Raw genomic sequence first — 16,527 nt, forward strand, 5'->3', positions numbered from 1 at the left:
TTGACCCTTTAAAGGCTTTGTTTTTAACCTCTGAATAATCTGTCGTTTTCTAAACTTTATATTAGATGCTTCCTCTGCCGAATGGTTATAGGATTTACTAACTCATATTCTCCATTACATACAGGGATAACTCTTTATTATGATCCAAGGGTTATGCCACAGCACACATTTGATAGTTTCGACTGAATTTCTATTCAAAGATCTTTTATAAATATTAATCATCTTACGAATATTCTTATTTTCTTGCCCGATTGGGGAATAGCCGTTTTAAATTGTCTCCCACTGAATAATACTGCCCATTACTTCAATGAAAAAAGCAGCCCCTCTTGAACTGCCCTACTGCTAGTCACTTCAACAATAGGGTGAGTTCATTCATGGGCTACCTTATTTACCCAGTAGCTATTCAGCGTTTTTTAAGAATTCAAGCTCTTTGACAATACCCGGAAATAATTTATCTAGATTGTAAAATGCCAGCAATAAAATTTGCAGGAGAGCCAAGATAATTGGAACGTAGATAAACATGAAATGAATAGACGCTAACGCAGTAGCACTGATTGTAGCTTGTCCACCAGCATATCCTCCCAATGCCAGTCCCCAACCGATAAGTGCCGCTCCCAAACCGCCTCCCGCTTTTGTGCCGAAACTACCCGCACTGTACACCAGTCCTTCGGTGCGCATCCCTGTCTTCCATTCGCCATACTCAATGGTATCTGCCAACATGGCAAAGAAGGTTCCGAGAATAGCGGCATGTCCAAGCGCTTTAATAACGAGTCCCAGACAGACCGCCATCAGACTTGTGGGACTGACGGCAATAACAAGCGACCCGACAATAAGGAGGATACTTCCGATAATGGAGGAATTTCGTTTATCGATCCGCTTGACGATGGGGGGCAATAGCATATAACCAAGCAGGGAAGGAAGCAGTAAGGATATGCCGAGCACTCCAATCAGATTGGCGTCTTTTAACACATAACGTGCGTAGTAAATATTCATACCTGTGCCCAGTGCGTTATTTATAAAATAGACCACAGCAAACCCAAGGATCAATTTCCAATACTTATTACGCATCAGCGCTCCAAAAGCGCGTCCAAACGGAATTGGCTTTTGTACAACAGATGGAGTAACCCTTTCTTTGGTACTGAAGAAGGTAACAAGAAATAAAAAGGTTCCGAGCAAGCCAAATATAATAAAGGTGAAAATCCACCCTTTTTGACCGCCGCCGAATGACTTCACTAACGGGAGGGTGAAATAATTAATTAGCAAGGCACCAATATTCGCCAGACTCATACGAAAAATATTAAGCAGAGAACGCTGGTAAGAATCCTGCGTTATCATGGAATTAAGCACACCATAAGGGACATTAATGCTGGAATAAATAAAGTTCATCAGCAGATAGGTAACGTAAATGTATAGAATAGTGATCGTCATATTTCCACTTGGAACCGTGAACAAGAGAATTCCAGACAATGCAAATGGCCCGGACATCCACAGTAACCAAGGACGTGCCTTCCCGTGTCTGCTCTTTGTTTTATCGATCAAAGCCCCAATCGCGACATCAATAAACGCATCCAGTACGCGTGCAACTAGCATTAAAGTACCAATGACCCCAGCGCTGATCCCGATTACATCTGTGTAAAAGTAGGACAGAAAAGTCATTGCGGCGGCAAACAGCAACTGGCTGGCAAAATCACCGAATCCATAACCAATTTTTTCTTTCAGCGTAATAATTGAACCGGTTTGCACTGAAGCCTCATTTCCCCTTACAACAATATCGCTTGAACTTCTCATGCTCATGCTCCTTTTCCCTTGTTATTCTCTACAATTCAAGGTTACCAAGAAAACGTTTTCTTAATTATCAAAAAAACAAGCTGAAATACCCTGAATCCAGTCGGTTATTGGTAAAAACAACTATGTTCGTCCAAAAAATACTAGAAAACGTTTTCCGGAGTTGATTATACTCTCCTTATAAACCAAGGTCAAGCGCTTTCTTTGCTCTAGAATCTTTGTTAAACTCAATAAACAATTCAATAAACTGATATAATAAATTCAATCCACTTTGAGAACCTATTTTCTAAATAAATACTTGCTTGAAAGTCGGTGTGTACAATGAAAATGACTATAAAAGATGTGGCTCGAATGGCCAACGTCTCCATTTCTACAGTTTCCAGAGTGATCAATAATAGCCAGACGGTCAACAGCGAAATACGCAAACGAGTTCTGGATGTTCTTGAAGCCACTCAATTCCGTCCAAATGCCATAGCACGGACATTGGTAAAGAATAATACATCTTTGATTGGGGTACTTCTGCCCGCGATTAAAAACAACGTTTTTGATGACATGGTTGAAGGCATCAATCAAGTAGCGCATCTATACGGCTTCGATGTCATAATCGCCTTGTCAGGGGGAGACGCGGACTCTGAATTACACTATTACAATATGTTCCGTGAAATGCAGGCGAGCGGAATTATTATATCGGTAAGCGGAATCCGGGATGCGCTATTCGCGCTCATTAAAGCGGCGGGAATTCCCTGCATCCTTGTCGGACGGGATTTCCGAGACCAAACCATTCCTTCCGTGCATGTTGACAACATAACGGCTGCTTTTGAAGCGGTAACTTATCTAATACAGCAGGGTCATCAGGATATCGCGATGCTGCAGGGACCAGCGGGGGATATTTCAGTGAGCAATCAGCGTTTTTTGGGCTATGAACAGGCATTGAAGGCCGCTCACCTGCCAGTACGCCCCGAACGTGTGTTGGAAAGCGGCTTTTCAGTTGAAGATGGCATAACCTCTATGAGAAAACTTTATCATTCAGGCCCACTGCCTAGTGCGGTGTTCTGCGCAACGGACCGAGTTGCCATAGGCGCTATGAACTTTCTGGCCGAAAATGGGGTGAAAATACCTGAACAGGTCTCTTTCTTCGGATTTGACGACATTGACATGGCTACAATAATCCGGCCTAAATTGTCAACTGTCCGATATTCAGCATCCGAACTTGGCATGGTCGCCGCCCGCAATCTCATTAAGCTTATTAGAGGAGAAGAATTGGCGGCTGTCCACTGGTCCATATCTCATCAGTTAGAAATTCGGGACAGCAGTACAAAACTTGGAGTATCCTAACCTTTGATGCTCCTACGGGTTGCGGGAAATGCTTAACCGGCAGGGGTGGTCTTTTCAGCGAATCCAACGCCGAATAATGGAAACGTTCTCTTGCAGACTTTTTCGCAAAAGGGCATGATTGGGGATACGCAGAAACCAGGCTCGGTTTAAAATTGGCTATCATGTAGATGAGCATTTCCGGGGAAAGTCGCTATTGCCAGACTCGCTCGTATTCAATTTTCTTTTCGATAGCAGTCAGATTAACTATCAATAAGAAAAGGTTGCTTTCTAAGTCAATACAAGGACTCAGAAAGCAACCTTTTCTTCGAGTTATTAAGCTTGCCAAATATCTTTCAATTTCCAGTATGTCAACTCATTTACTAGAGCCTCTCCGCCCTCCGTTACGAGTTCTATGCCTAGCAGTTTTTCACTCGAATAGATGCGACTTGTCATCGTAGCTTGCCCTTCATTAGCAAATATTTCAATGGATGAGCGATCCAGATATACATGTAACGTCATCTGCCCCTCTGCACTTAAGGCTGTTTGACGTACTCCATCCGTCTTTTTGCCTGATTTAGAACAATCAAGCATAAGTTTCTGACCCGGGATAGAATAAGTGATAACCGTTTCCTCCTCACCTGTACCGCGAAGCTTCAAGCCTACCAGATCTGCACTTGACTTCGTCAGGTCGAACACGACCTTCACTTCAAGCAGATCCGCTTCAACTTCCGTCAAGTAACTTCCAGAAATAGCGCAATATTGGTGCAAAACATGTTCGCTTTGACGAAGCAACTTCATTTCCTCTACTGGGTTCATCAGCAATTTATTATTGGCACCCAGCGTAATTACACGTGGGATCGTCAATGCTCCGGACCAGCCGTCTGCTTTCGTCGGCATATCCGATTCCCACATATCCATCCAACCAATCGCAATGCGGCGACCTTGATCATCTAGAAAAGTTTGAACCGCATAGAAGTCATGACCATTATCCAACTCGATGAACTCTCCATGTTTATATTCATTACTATCATAATTATATTCGCCAACATAATATCCCGTCTGGAACAAATTATTGTACTTATCTCCTTGCGCATCAATACCTTGCGGGGAGAACATAAATATATGCTTACCGTTCAGTTCAAAAAAATCAGGGCACTCCCACATGAAGCCCATATTCTTATCTCCCTGCAGAAGCACACCATGATAGGTCCAAGTTCTAAGATCAGGAGATGTATATAGAATAACACGCGGCAGATCTTCTTTCGTGCTGTTACCTAGGATCATGTACCATGTATCCTCATGCTTCCATACCTTCGGATCACGGAAATGCTGTGAGCTATCTGTTGGAGGTTCAGCGATTACGGGATTCTGCCCTAGTTTTGTAAAATGAATGCCATCTGTGCTTACTGCCACATTTTGATTTTGGAAAAAGATATTGTTTGGTTGATCAATATAGTGATGGCCAGTATAGATCAATGTCAGTTCGCCGTTATTATCTACTGCGCTTCCTGAGAAGCAGCCATCAAGATCACACGCATCTCCAGGCGCTAATGCAATCGGACAATGCTCCCAATGTACAAGGTCTTTACTCTTCACGTGACCCCAATGCATTGGACCCCAGTTCTCATCATAAGGATGATGCTGATAGAAGGCGTGATATTCACCTTTAAATTGGATTAATCCATTGGGGTCGTTAATCCAGTTTGCTGGTGCCATAATATGATAACCTAACCGGTACCGCTTGTTCATTTTTGCTTCTGCCTGTTTCAATGCTTCCTCAGCTTGCTTCGTATTGTTATTATATGTGTTCATTTGTCTTCCTCCTATGCTGTTTCAATATGCTTGTTAGGCTTGGGATCCAGATTTTTCGGTTCTTTCTTTAAGGTAAAGATTGAGATTGTTGTAAAGACAAATACGAATACACCCATAATCACGTACGTATTTGCAAAACCTCTAATGTCATAAGACATACCGGCGATTGGCGAGAAGATCGAAGCTCCTACCTGACTCATAAACTGGAATCCCACCAGATACAAGATCGAAGACAGACGCGTATCGAAATTAGCAGCCAAGTACTTAAATACGGCAATCAGCATGATTGGCAGTTCCAATGCGTGAATCAATTTCATAGCTGAGATACCATAAGGTCCAATAACTAAGCCTGAACCCATGATCCGGAACGCCATCAAGAACCCTGCCAATATCAGACCCTTTTTTGCTCCAATTTTGTTGACAATGAAAGGCGCTAAGAACATCATGCCTGCTTCCAAGAACACTTGTAGGGAATTTAAGTAACCGTAAACTTGATTGCCTAATGCAACCGTTGAGAACGTTGATGAAAAGTAATTCGGGAACTGCTGGTCATACACATTGTAAACACAGGTAACACCAAGAACATATAAAATGAAGAACCATAAATTCTTATTTGCAAACAAATATCCGATTTGCTTAAAGTTAACAGATTCTGCTTGCTCCACCTCGGAATCTGTCATCTCAACTTTAATTGTCATCATAATGATAAACAGAATGACAGCAGATACTGATGCAATCCAGAAGTTAATGTTAGGGTTGATATTGAAGAGCTGACCAGCGAAAAATGTTGCTGCTGCCCAACCTAGCGAGCCCCACATACGAGATTTCCCGTATTCAAATTCATATTTTCGGCTGATTTTCTCGACATAAGACTCGATGGCTCCGATCCCTGCCAAAAAAGAAATACCCAGGTATAATCCACCTACAATGGCGCCGAGAAATACATTGTATTGAAGTAACGGCCCATAGATAAAGATATAGAAAGGACCAACAAATAAGAGCAAAGAACTGATGAGAAATAAAATATGCTTCTTCAATCCGATTTTATCAGATATATAGCCATAAAGCGGTTGCATACATAGCGCAAAGATAGCGTTTACAGTAAAGATAACACCTGTTTCAGCACCATTTAGACTGATTTCTTGTCCTAGCCAGATGGAGAACAATGAATAACTTGCTGACCAAGTAAAGAAGAAAAAGAAGAAATAGGCACTTAGTTTCCAGTACATGCTCTTTGACTTTCTCATATCGAACGCTCCTCTAAGTTGAACATTTGGATGTAAATGAAAGCACTTTCGTATTTACAGATCGATTATATGTCAACCGCTTTCATATGTCAACCGCTTGACATATTTTCGAAAGAAAAAAGAGCTCTCCTCTTTGATTTCAATTACTCTAATAAGGATAGCTCCATCTTATATCACAATGCTGAAAACTATGGGAATTGTATTAAGCTGTACTAGCTTCAATGAGTTTCACGGGTAGATAGGTTTCTCGCGGGACATCACTGAAGCCACCTTCAATTTCTTTAATAAGTAACTCTATGGAAGATCTCGCGATCTCCTGTATTGGTTGCTGAATGGTTGTCAATTCAGGGAGAAGATTGCGGGTTGTTTCTGTTCCGTCATATCCAACTACACGGATATCTTCAGGAACCCGTTTTCCTCTTCTTCTTGCTTCAGCAATAAAAGACGCTGCCACCATGTCATTACTCGCGAACAATCCATCTACTTCAGGATGTTCATCGAGCAAGCGTTTAATCGGTTCATCGTGATTCTGTTGGTGAAAGGGATCATGTACTTCATAGGTAATTGCCTCTCGACTATACTGCTCCATCACATCTTCATATGCTTTTCTTCTTAAACTTGCTGGTGTTTCCAATTCAACAGGGCCATTTATGTGTAAGATATGCTTGCACCCCTTTTCAATAAGCAGCTCTGATGCCAGTTTTCCACCCATATAATTATCCGATCCTACAACTGGGATTGAATCGGATAGGAAACGGTCGATCGCAATGACTGCAATATTCTTCTGTTCATAATTTACGATACCTCGGTTGTGTGTACCGACGATAATACCGTCAACTTGATTTCGCATAAGCATATCTACATAAGACTCTTCTTTATCCAGCTGATTTAAGCTGTTACATAGCAACAGCTTATAGCCTAATGACGCACAAATATTCTCTATATGGAAAGTCAGCTCTCCGAAAAATGGGTTGCTCGTAGTTGGAATGATTAATCCAATCAGATTTGTCCGTTTAGTAAATAATGACCGAGCTACATCATTAGGAAAATAATTTAGCTCCTGCATCGCTTTATGAACTTGATCCTTCGTTTCTTGACTGATATAGCCACGATTATTAAGTACGCGAGAAACCGTAGTCGGTGAAACTCCAGCTAATTGTGCAACATCGTTAAGTTTTGGTTTCATTGATTCAACCTGCCTTCTCTTCATGCCAAGTCTCCAATTATTCTATTATTTTAACATTGTTAAACGTGAAAAAACATGTCTTCATCATTCCGCGCTGTATATGCAATGACATCATTTTAACCATTATTATTCATCATATTTCAATAATATATGTTCCTGTCTCTCCTCGAGAATATTGTATACACTATGTAGTATGTATGAGGTAGTGAATAAACTTGGTTGAAATATCATCTAGAAACTTATGGATAAATGTATCTATTAAAGTGTATACACCCCGATATTTTTCTCATTTTATATGGACTAATATGTGAATTTACCGTAGTGAAAAGAATCTCACATGTGATTTCGTAAAAGTCGTTGTCGCAGGACATTAGTAAACAAAAAAAAAACCCTCAGAAATCCTGGAATGAAGTATATCACATAATATAGTAATTTCCTTGAGGGGGTAAGTGTTACTGCAAAAGGGACAAAAAAAACACAATCCAAAATAAAGAACTCATCCTATCATAATAGCCGCTCCTAAATTTTTCAGGAGCGGCTACACGCTTAATTCAAATTGATTATAAATCTATCCCCTGCATTGCCACCCAAAACGATCAAGCCACCTTTGGGCAGCACAACCGAATTGTTATGGCTGGCAGTTGAAAAATCTACAACCGTTCCGTTTTCATCATAGACAGCGAACCCTCCACTTGTTGGAACATCAACGGTCATCGTTTTATGGGCTACGTTTTTATCTATTTTAAACCATGTGGCTTGACCATTCGATGGTATGGTGTACACTGATTTCCCGCCCAGGACAGGTTTAATAGCATCCTCACTGATGTAGGACTGTCCATCTATGGTTAAATACTCTGAACCATCCTTAGTAGTAAAATTCAAATCAAATGCATCTCTTCCTCTCATAACAGGAATCTCAACAGCATTAACGGCTTTATTCTCATCCACAATTTTAGTACCACTTGCGTATCCATTATGATCAACGGATATTTTTTTTGTTATAAATGATGGGGCCAAATAAAAAATAGAAGATATCTTTTCATCCAGGGCGTAATAATTTTTCCCGTTTCTATGTTCCCATGCCTTTTTAACAGTAGTATTTAGAGGATTGGCATCCAGCTTTTGATATTCATAAGTCACCATAACCATTTGACCTAATCCCGGAAAGTTTACGTAGAAGTTAGCCTTAATATACGTTTTCCCATTTTTTTGTTTGTCAAAGCCTATGGCTACACTGCCATCACTGCTTTTGAATTCTCCATTGCCTGTATACACATATTTTTGCGCCGGGACTATTCCATCCAGAAAAGCTGGTAATTCAAGCTCTCCGTTTTTAATTTCTACATTGATGGTTGTACCCACAGTTCCATATAATCCAGAATAAGTAAGTAAATCAGATGGCATTTCCACTTTTACAGGAGGTTCAAAGGTTTTACCTGGTAGAATGCCTTTAATGATGCCCTTGTCTTTTAGAAGCTCCAATAAAACATTAGAAGCAAAAATACTATCCAGGATGGAAGAACCTCCAGATGAAAGCACAGCCATAGAAATATGATGCTCTGGTATGGTGATCAAAGTAGAGTGATACAAAACAGTATCGCCACCCTTAGATAACGCAGTTATTCCGTAATCACTAAACGGTGCCAACTGAACCGCATCCCAACCAAGTCCATAATTAAAGCTGTTTGTCTCTTCAGGTACCCATACTCCATTTCGATATTCATGACTTTGCATGGACTTGGCTGATTGCTTAGATAAAATATCGGGTTTGTTCCCCGTTAATACTTCTGAAAACATAACCACCTCTTCCGCGGTGGAGTATAAGCCCCCTGTCCCGATGACATTGGCATTTTCAACCGGTAAGGCCCCCTCAATCGCAGGAAAATAAGTTTTGGACAGCTGTTGTCTATCAAATTGATCGAGAGGTGTTTTGGTAGATTTCAAACCCAAAGGGGTATTTATATGCTTTGCCAGGAAATCGGTGTAACTTAGACCGCTCACCCGCTCAACCAATATTTCGAGCAATTGAAATCCATCATTGGTATATACGGAATATTCGCCAGGGTTTGATTTTAAAGTTTCTGATTGCAACCTTAGCAAGAGCTCATCATGATTTTTTGTATCATTGTCATTAAATAACATACTATTTTTTAAGTGGGCACCGTAAAGGCCTGACGAATGATTTAACAGCATACGCGGTGTAATTTTTTTGTACCTTTCATCGGCCATTGTAAAGTCCTTAATGTATGTTGTGAGCGGCTGATCAATATCTACCTTATGGGCATCCACCAGCATCATCGTTGCAGCAGCTACATACATTTTGCTTGTAGAGCCTATACCAAACATCGTATCTTTGGTGATCGGCTCGTTGGTTGCTTTATTCTTTACACCCACGCTATCCGATAATACGATGTTTCCATGGTCCATAATGGCATACTGCACACCGCTAGCACCGTATTTGGATACCAGCTCTGAGGCCAGACTGCGAGCCTTTTCCTTGATGGGTTCAGGAGTGCCTTGAGCAAAAGTATTCGTCATTGGCAGCACAAAAAGCATAGCAGAAACGAACACAGCTATTATTTTCTTCATTCCATATTTCCTCCTCTTATAGCTTCATCAGACTTTATTACTGACCTGATCATACAACGAACGAGGATTCTATATAAAAAAACACCCTTAAACGTAAAAAATAATCCCTAAACAACAAGATGTCTAAGGAATGTCCTTATAAAATGGTAATAAAACCATATTATCGAATACTTTATTTTTCGTTTCAATGGTCATATTCCCACCGTATTTATCACATATTCTAGATATATTGGTTAAGCCAATGCCATGAACATCCGGGTTTGATTTTTGACTATGCAAATGAGCCACTTCATTCTCCACATGATTCAGAATGTGAATGAAAAGCGCGGACTCATTGGAATGTATTTTAATAAGAATGAACCTGTCCTCAGCAATCTTGACCTTTTTAGATGCTTCTATGGCATTATCCAGCATATTCCCTAGAGCAACACATAAATCATAACGTTCAATATTTACTTTCTGTGAATATAAGTTAAGTTGGGTATCTACCTTTATGCCATTAGCTTGTCCAATATTAAGACTATTCGTGACAAGGGCATCTATAACCAGATTACCGGTATTAACCCTTTGATATGCTCCTTCGATTTTATTTAATGTGATCTTAATATGTTCACTCGCCTCAGCTAATTCATTTCTCTTGATACATTCGTCAATATACAAAAACTGTTGATGTGTATCATGAATGATTCTTTTTATATTTTTGAAGCTGTGAACCGTTTTTTCGTAGTTAGCATCTTGGTAGTCCATCTGATGTTGTAGTTGAGCATTTTCATGCATTAACTGGAATTTTTCAATAACATTATCGAAGATGTATATAATAAAAACATTTAAAGAAATAAAGCCAATAATAGAGCCAAAATAATACATATTCTTTTCACTATAAACAGATAAAACATTAACCTGGTATATACTTATGATGGGAACGATTAAAAATAAAAAATAGTAACGATGCTGCAAAGGGAAGGTTCTGCGTTTGGCGAATAGCCGTATAATCTGAATGACAGCAAACATGATAATACAGCTGAGTAGCATAACCTTAGAAAATATCAAATGATCCTGTCCGCTCAAATGACTAAAGTTGCTAATCTTAACGGAGTCTACAGCATATAAAATATACAGGGATAAAAGATTAACGATGGTGATCAACACAGCATAAAGAATGGAAAAAATGATCTTTGTCTTTATTTCCACGGTATAAGACTGAGCCAAGCTAAATATGACAAATAACGCTAAAATAGAGGAAAACGTAGGGGTCAGATAGACACTTAAATATAAGAAGTTCAACAACCCGAAAATAATGAAATACATCGTTCTGTTCGGCTTTCGACTGGACTTATCAAAAACCGAGTTGAAATAAAAATTAACCTGAAAGCACATCACCAGTACGACACATAGGTTAAGAAACAGGTAGTTATATACCATCATATTAATGCATCTTCATAATCATAAATTTGGTATACAAATCTTTAACTTCTTTTATTTTAGAACGTCCAATAGGCAACTTTACATCATTTGACATCAGAACATCACCGCCAGCAAATTTTTTGACATGAATTAAATTTATAATAATCGAACGATGAATTTGCAAAAAATTATGTTCCTTTAATGCTGATGCATAATCAGAAAGAATCCCTTTGCTATCATAGGTTTGTGTAGAGGTTACAAAATGCAGCTTGTTTTTTATGGTCAAGCTTTTGGCCACTTCAATACTAATGATATCATCATATTTTAAAAGCACTTCCTCATAAGCTGACTTGATGATAACGAATTTTTTATCGAGAGCTTGAAAATATTGACACAGCTTTATTATTTTTTCCTCAAAGATATAGGGAGCAATCGGTTTTATTAAATATTGAAATGTAACTACGTCAAAACTTTCCACCATATATTCAGGGTAGCTCGTTAAAAAAACAATCTGTTCATCTAGGTGATTTAAACTCCTTATTTTTCGGGCGGTTTGAATTCCGTTCATGCCATTCATTTCAACATCCAATATTAAGATATGGAATGGAGACTCATGGTTTTGATAATGAGATACTAGTTGTTCTCCTGAGTCGAATAATTCAACTTTAAATTCTATATTTGTTTTGATTGATAAAGCGATCAGCATATTTTTAACAAGCTCTCTTTGCTTGTACTCATCATCGCAAATAGCCACTCTATACATAAATGCCCCCTCTTTCCCACTACATGTTGCAAGGAAGTATAGTCTGAACAGTATACAATATCTTAATATTCTATACATAGCTTTTGGATAAAACGCAAATTCAAATCCCTTAAATGCGATTTATTGTGTGCTATTCGTTCTCTATGCTTAGGCGTTCCCTTTTTGCCATCAGGGCTTGCGTAGGTTGGTCGGTTTGTGGACGATGTCGCTGGAATGAGGTTTGCTGCTGTTTTGACTATTTTGACCCGTTGAATAAGAACACAACTTGTGATTTATTAGGAAGATAGGAATTGATGTATCAGGAGAACGACTTTCATACATAAGATTTATTGGAGGAATTTATGGATAATAAAAGGTATTTTTCAATTGGAGAAGTTTCTAGATTAAAAAATGTTACGATAAAAGCTTTACGTTATTATCATAATATTGGTTTGTTAATACCTGCATACACTAATCCCGATAACGGTTATCGCTATTATACAATTAATCAATTCATCTATCTGGATATTATAAAAATTTGTAAGCAAAGTAATGTAAGTGTTAAAGAAATTAAAGCTTTATTTGCTAAAGCCGATACTAATTACCTTAAATTTTACTTGGAACAGAAAAATGAAGAAATTCATAAAGAAATAAAGAAATTAGAGCAACTTAATAAACAAATAGAAATATTAAAGACAGCTATCCATTCATCTGAAGATGAACTTATGAACAATGGATTTAATATTCAAACATTTAAAGACAGATACTTTTTAAGTTTACCTACTCAAGATGGAGAACTTAATGAGATAAAGTCATTCGATAAGTTAGATGAAAAATTAGGCGAATTGGCAGTCCAAACGTTTCAGTATGGATTAATTTATTCATGTCACCATGATAATTGGAAAATCAGTGATGTATTTCGTCTAATAACATCAGATGATTATATATTTCTTAAAAATACCTTTAATGTATCTAAATTATCAAAAGGAGAATATTTAACTATTAATTGCACGGGAGATACTGAAATTGAAACATTTCAATTAGTAAAAGAATATTTGGAGAAAAACAGTTTGACGTGTAATAAGGTTTATATGTTTTATCTAGTGACAGATGTTTTTAATCAATATAATCATTTCTCTCAATTTCAAATTAGTCTAAAGCCCACCCTATAAATAAGGTGGGCTGACTTTTAGCTTATAGCTTGTATTCATAAATAAAATTTGTATTTTCGAGTTTGCCGTTAGGTAGATTAAATACAGTTACTTCTTCATCAAGACGGACAAATCCATTATGATCATAGAATCCATAGTTACTCATTGTATCTGTATACACATAAATTTTATTTGTTTTTGTATTTTTTAAGTAAGAGATGAGCTCATTAAATAATTGTTTCCCTACCTTTTTTCCTCTAGCTTCTTCAGAAACAGCAAAGAATTCTAAGCACCCCTGAAACTCATCTTCTTTTCCTCTAATTAACTTGCTGTATGCCTCATTAGTCATAGAGGTGAGTTCAACTAATACTTTTCGTTCGATGTCATTTAGATTTAAGAGTTGTAGCAATTCACTTGTATAATCTTCTTGTAACAATCTATAAGATGTTATTTCACCAACTCTTGAACCAAAAATTACACCAATGACTTCTCCATCTAATGTAGCTACTCTTCCAAAAGTACTTTTATTTAATATTGGACTTATGAACATCATTGTAACTGTTGCATTTATTATGCCTTCATCCTCGATAAAATCCTTTGCGTTCCAGGTATCTGCGATAATCGCTTTAATAGGTTCTATATCCTCTTTTCTAATGTCTCTAATATCTAAGTTCATTTTGACTTCCTCCTTTTAATCGATTAACTTACAAATTGAGTTTAATGTCTCCCCTAATGGGGAGAGTCAAGTATTTAATGCAGTGTCTTTTTCAACAGGGCTCACTTACAAGAATAGACGGCTAATAATTATGTTAGACTGGGAGAACCAAAAAATGCCGAACTCTATCACAAAGAGTTCGGCATTTTCAGGTGAAACTCATTGAACTATCGCCATTTAGTTTAGCGATTCCGTACAGTCTAAAACTTTATTATTTACAGACAATAAGGATGCCCCGATTGATCCAGAACTAAAGCTTTCATCTATGATATCACCTGTATAAAAGGGACTATTATGTTACCAACTGATCACGGAGCGATCTCTAAAAAACTTGCCGGTCGTTCCTACATCGCCCGTCGCCAGCCAAACAGCCGTATCAGCCCCTTGCTCAACCGATCTCGGAGCATCGGCAGTACCCATATCGGTACGAACCCATCCCGGACACATTGAATTTACCGTGATTTTGCTGCTACTTAAGTCTGCTGACAGTTTTAACGTAAGCGCGTTCAGGGCAGTTTTGGACATACTGTATGCAAAATACCCGCCGCCCATACCATCATTTAAAGCTCCCATGCTGCTGGATACATTGACGATTCTGCCGTCTGCACTTTCTTGCATTAAAGGGATGAGCACTTGCGATAAGAGAAGTGGACCGTAGACATTCGTTTCCATTGTAGTTCGAACCGTTTCCAAATCGATATTTGTTGTATCCTTATTACCATCGATAGAGATGCCTGCATTATTAACCAGAATGTCAACGACTCCAAATTGCTCCCGCATGTCGTAAGCCAACTTACGAATACTGGACTCGTTAGTCATATCAAGCTGGTGAAAATGAACGTCAAGCCCTTCCTGCTTCAATTTGTCGCAGGCCGCCATCCCTTGATCTTCTTTGCGAGCCGTCATAATGACGGTGACGCCAAGCTTGCCTAGCTGTTTAGCAATTTCAAACCCGATCCCCCGATTCGCCCCTGTAATGATTGCAATTTTTCTTCCCATATGGATATCCTCCTCATTTTCACTTCTTTAGACATGCAAACCATTCGTTTATGCTTAATGACCAGGAACGTTTCATTTGTCGCTTTAAGTCAAGTCGAAAATGACCAAGTCGTAATAAGTTTTTTCCCGCTAATCTGAAAGCTTTATCCGTTCTATTTAGTAACATGGTATAATGCCTTTTTCTAAAACGCTGAGCATTTTCTGGCCGACAGGCGATTCCGCAAAACTAAACGGGTAAATCCACGTACAAGCCATTCACTTGGACCTGCTATCCTGAAACCTGGCATCTGTAACTATAACTATTTTATTTTGACGTTATCACCCCCTCCAATAATTAATGGACGCATGGCGCTTGGACATCTATCTCCTCACCTGCAAGGTGGGCAAAATCGACATGAAATGCAACATGAAGTGCGCCCCGCTCGCCAAATCGTTGAACCCAAAGGCCGAACAGGCTTGATGGATAAAAGGCGAGCTGGGAGTTCCGACCGCTCCCTTCGTTTATCACCTCAGGATTTTAGCAGCCAAGCGTCTTCAGCTGCGTAGTCAAAGAGGTGTGGCTGCGCTTGGGCTAACAACGGGAATACTTCTCTCCAGTCCCGTCCCGCCAGTTGTCCCGCCAGCCACTCGACCGTCTCTGTCAGGATCTGGACGTCGGCTGCTATCGGCCGATAACCCAACTCCCGTTCGGCGGCGGTCATGTCGCAAATTATGGGGTGATCAACCATCCACGGTGTTTTTCCCACGGACAGCGATGGAGCCGGACCGTCCAGCAGTAACGTCTCGGGAGTCTCTACACCCATCACGGCATCAATTGCCGCTCCGATCTCGGCCACTGTTGGCACCTTAGGGTCACAGGCGTTGAGCACCCGAGAGCCTGGGTTCGCTGCCGCCAGCCGGATCAACTCCGCGAGATTGTGAACGCTCACCCGATGGAAAAGACCTGTCCCACGGTACTCAAGAACTCGTTGACGCCGCCCGTCAAGGTTACGCTTGATGAAGTACAACTCATAAGGGAATGAGCTATACGGGCCGTAAACAGCGCCCGCGCGCAGTATCGTTGTTGGCAACCGGTCGCCCGCCGCAAGTAGTTCTTGCTCCATAGCCACCTTGCCAGTACTATAGGTAGTCTCACCAGGCTGGATCGTCCGCTGGCTTTCTAGGATCGGTACCGCAAAGTGGGGAAAGCCGTCCGGTTCCGCTACCGTATTAAAGTTACGTCCCTTATCGTCCTCGTATACTAACGTTGTGGAAAGGACCACCGCCGAGCCGATACGATCAGCCAAAGCAGTCAACTGCCGTGCGTGTGCGGCACCGTATGAGACGACATCCACCACCACGTCGCAGCCGTCGCCGATTGCGGCGGCCAGGGCTGCATCATCGGCCCGGTCGGCCTGCGCGACGCGTACCTCAAGGCCATCCTTCGTCCCGCCCCCCGCTTCGGGAGACCGCCGTTACCTCCCAGCCATCCGTGCCAGCGCGTTCACCGCTGCTCGCCCAATCTGCCCCGTTGCTCCAATCACCACAGCACGTTTCTTTTCCATAATAATTCCTCCCACTATAATGAATGTTTCCTTCCATTC

The 16,527-nt window shown here is 40.1% G+C and carries 11 protein-coding genes and 1 pseudogene; 2 read left to right on the top strand and 10 right to left on the bottom strand.

The genetic code is table 11. The features are described 5' to 3' along the window. Positions 1-399: 399 nt before the first annotated feature. Positions 400-1,788 (bottom strand): MFS transporter, encoded by a 1,389-nt coding sequence (locus HFE01_RS24915; protein WP_107733597.1) that lies wholly within the window; start codon positions 1,786-1,788, stop codon positions 400-402. A 318-nt stretch (positions 1,789-2,106) separates the two neighbouring features. Here HFE01_RS24915 and HFE01_RS24920 point away from each other — a divergent pair, with 318 nt between their 5' ends. After that, positions 2,107-3,120 (top strand): LacI family DNA-binding transcriptional regulator, encoded by a 1,014-nt coding sequence (locus HFE01_RS24920; RefSeq protein WP_107733598.1) that lies wholly within the window; start codon positions 2,107-2,109, stop codon positions 3,118-3,120. A gap of 312 nt (positions 3,121-3,432) precedes the next feature. Here the strand turns inward: HFE01_RS24920 and HFE01_RS24925 are convergent, their stop codons facing one another. From HFE01_RS24925 to HFE01_RS24950, 6 genes are all read right to left on the bottom strand, one after another. Continuing rightward, positions 3,433-4,911: a glycoside hydrolase family 32 protein gene (locus tag HFE01_RS24925; RefSeq protein ID WP_025364898.1), complete on the bottom strand. Its 1,479-nt coding sequence runs from the start codon at positions 4,909-4,911 to the stop codon at positions 3,433-3,435. An 11-nt stretch (positions 4,912-4,922) separates the two neighbouring features. Beyond that, positions 4,923-6,158 (bottom strand): MFS transporter, encoded by a 1,236-nt coding sequence (locus HFE01_RS24930; RefSeq protein WP_025364897.1) that lies wholly within the window; start codon positions 6,156-6,158, stop codon positions 4,923-4,925. Between the two features lie 202 nt (positions 6,159-6,360). Then, on the bottom strand, positions 6,361-7,344 hold the full coding sequence (locus HFE01_RS24935; RefSeq protein ID WP_029515032.1) for a LacI family DNA-binding transcriptional regulator: 984 nt from the start codon (positions 7,342-7,344) through the stop codon (positions 6,361-6,363). Between the two features lie 546 nt (positions 7,345-7,890). Beyond that, positions 7,891-9,933, bottom strand: coding sequence for a serine hydrolase domain-containing protein (locus HFE01_RS24940; protein ID WP_019687283.1), 2,043 nt, complete (start codon positions 9,931-9,933; stop codon positions 7,891-7,893). A 123-nt stretch (positions 9,934-10,056) separates the two neighbouring features. Further along, positions 10,057-11,358: an ATP-binding protein gene (locus HFE01_RS24945; RefSeq protein ID WP_167438746.1), complete on the bottom strand. Its 1,302-nt coding sequence runs from the start codon at positions 11,356-11,358 to the stop codon at positions 10,057-10,059. 1 nt (position 11,359) lies between these two features. After that, positions 11,360-12,100 (bottom strand): LytR/AlgR family response regulator transcription factor, encoded by a 741-nt coding sequence (locus HFE01_RS24950; protein ID WP_017426931.1) that lies wholly within the window; start codon positions 12,098-12,100, stop codon positions 11,360-11,362. Between the two features lie 341 nt (positions 12,101-12,441). Here HFE01_RS24950 and HFE01_RS24955 point away from each other — a divergent pair, with 341 nt between their 5' ends. Then, complete coding sequence (locus HFE01_RS24955; RefSeq protein ID WP_107733601.1) at positions 12,442-13,251, top strand: MerR family transcriptional regulator; 810 nt, start codon at positions 12,442-12,444, stop codon at positions 13,249-13,251. A gap of 22 nt (positions 13,252-13,273) precedes the next feature. Here the strand turns inward: HFE01_RS24955 and HFE01_RS24960 are convergent, their stop codons facing one another. The 3 genes and pseudogenes from HFE01_RS24960 to HFE01_RS24970 all read right to left on the bottom strand — a co-directional run. Further along, positions 13,274-13,906, bottom strand: coding sequence for a GNAT family N-acetyltransferase (locus tag HFE01_RS24960; protein ID WP_107733602.1), 633 nt, complete (start codon positions 13,904-13,906; stop codon positions 13,274-13,276). A 336-nt stretch (positions 13,907-14,242) separates the two neighbouring features. Then, the gene (locus tag HFE01_RS24965; RefSeq protein WP_016820924.1) at positions 14,243-14,944 is read right to left on the bottom strand and encodes an SDR family oxidoreductase; all 702 of its coding nucleotides are present in this window, start codon (positions 14,942-14,944) and stop codon (positions 14,243-14,245) included. A gap of 509 nt (positions 14,945-15,453) precedes the next feature. Further along, positions 15,454-16,344: pseudogene (locus HFE01_RS24970) on the bottom strand (NAD-dependent epimerase/dehydratase family protein); the annotation flags it as partial. Positions 16,345-16,527: the final 183 nt, after the last annotated feature.

This window comes from Paenibacillus sp. EKM10P (assembly GCF_011800655.1).
Classification (GTDB): domain Bacteria; phylum Bacillota; class Bacilli; order Paenibacillales; family Paenibacillaceae; genus Paenibacillus; species Paenibacillus polymyxa.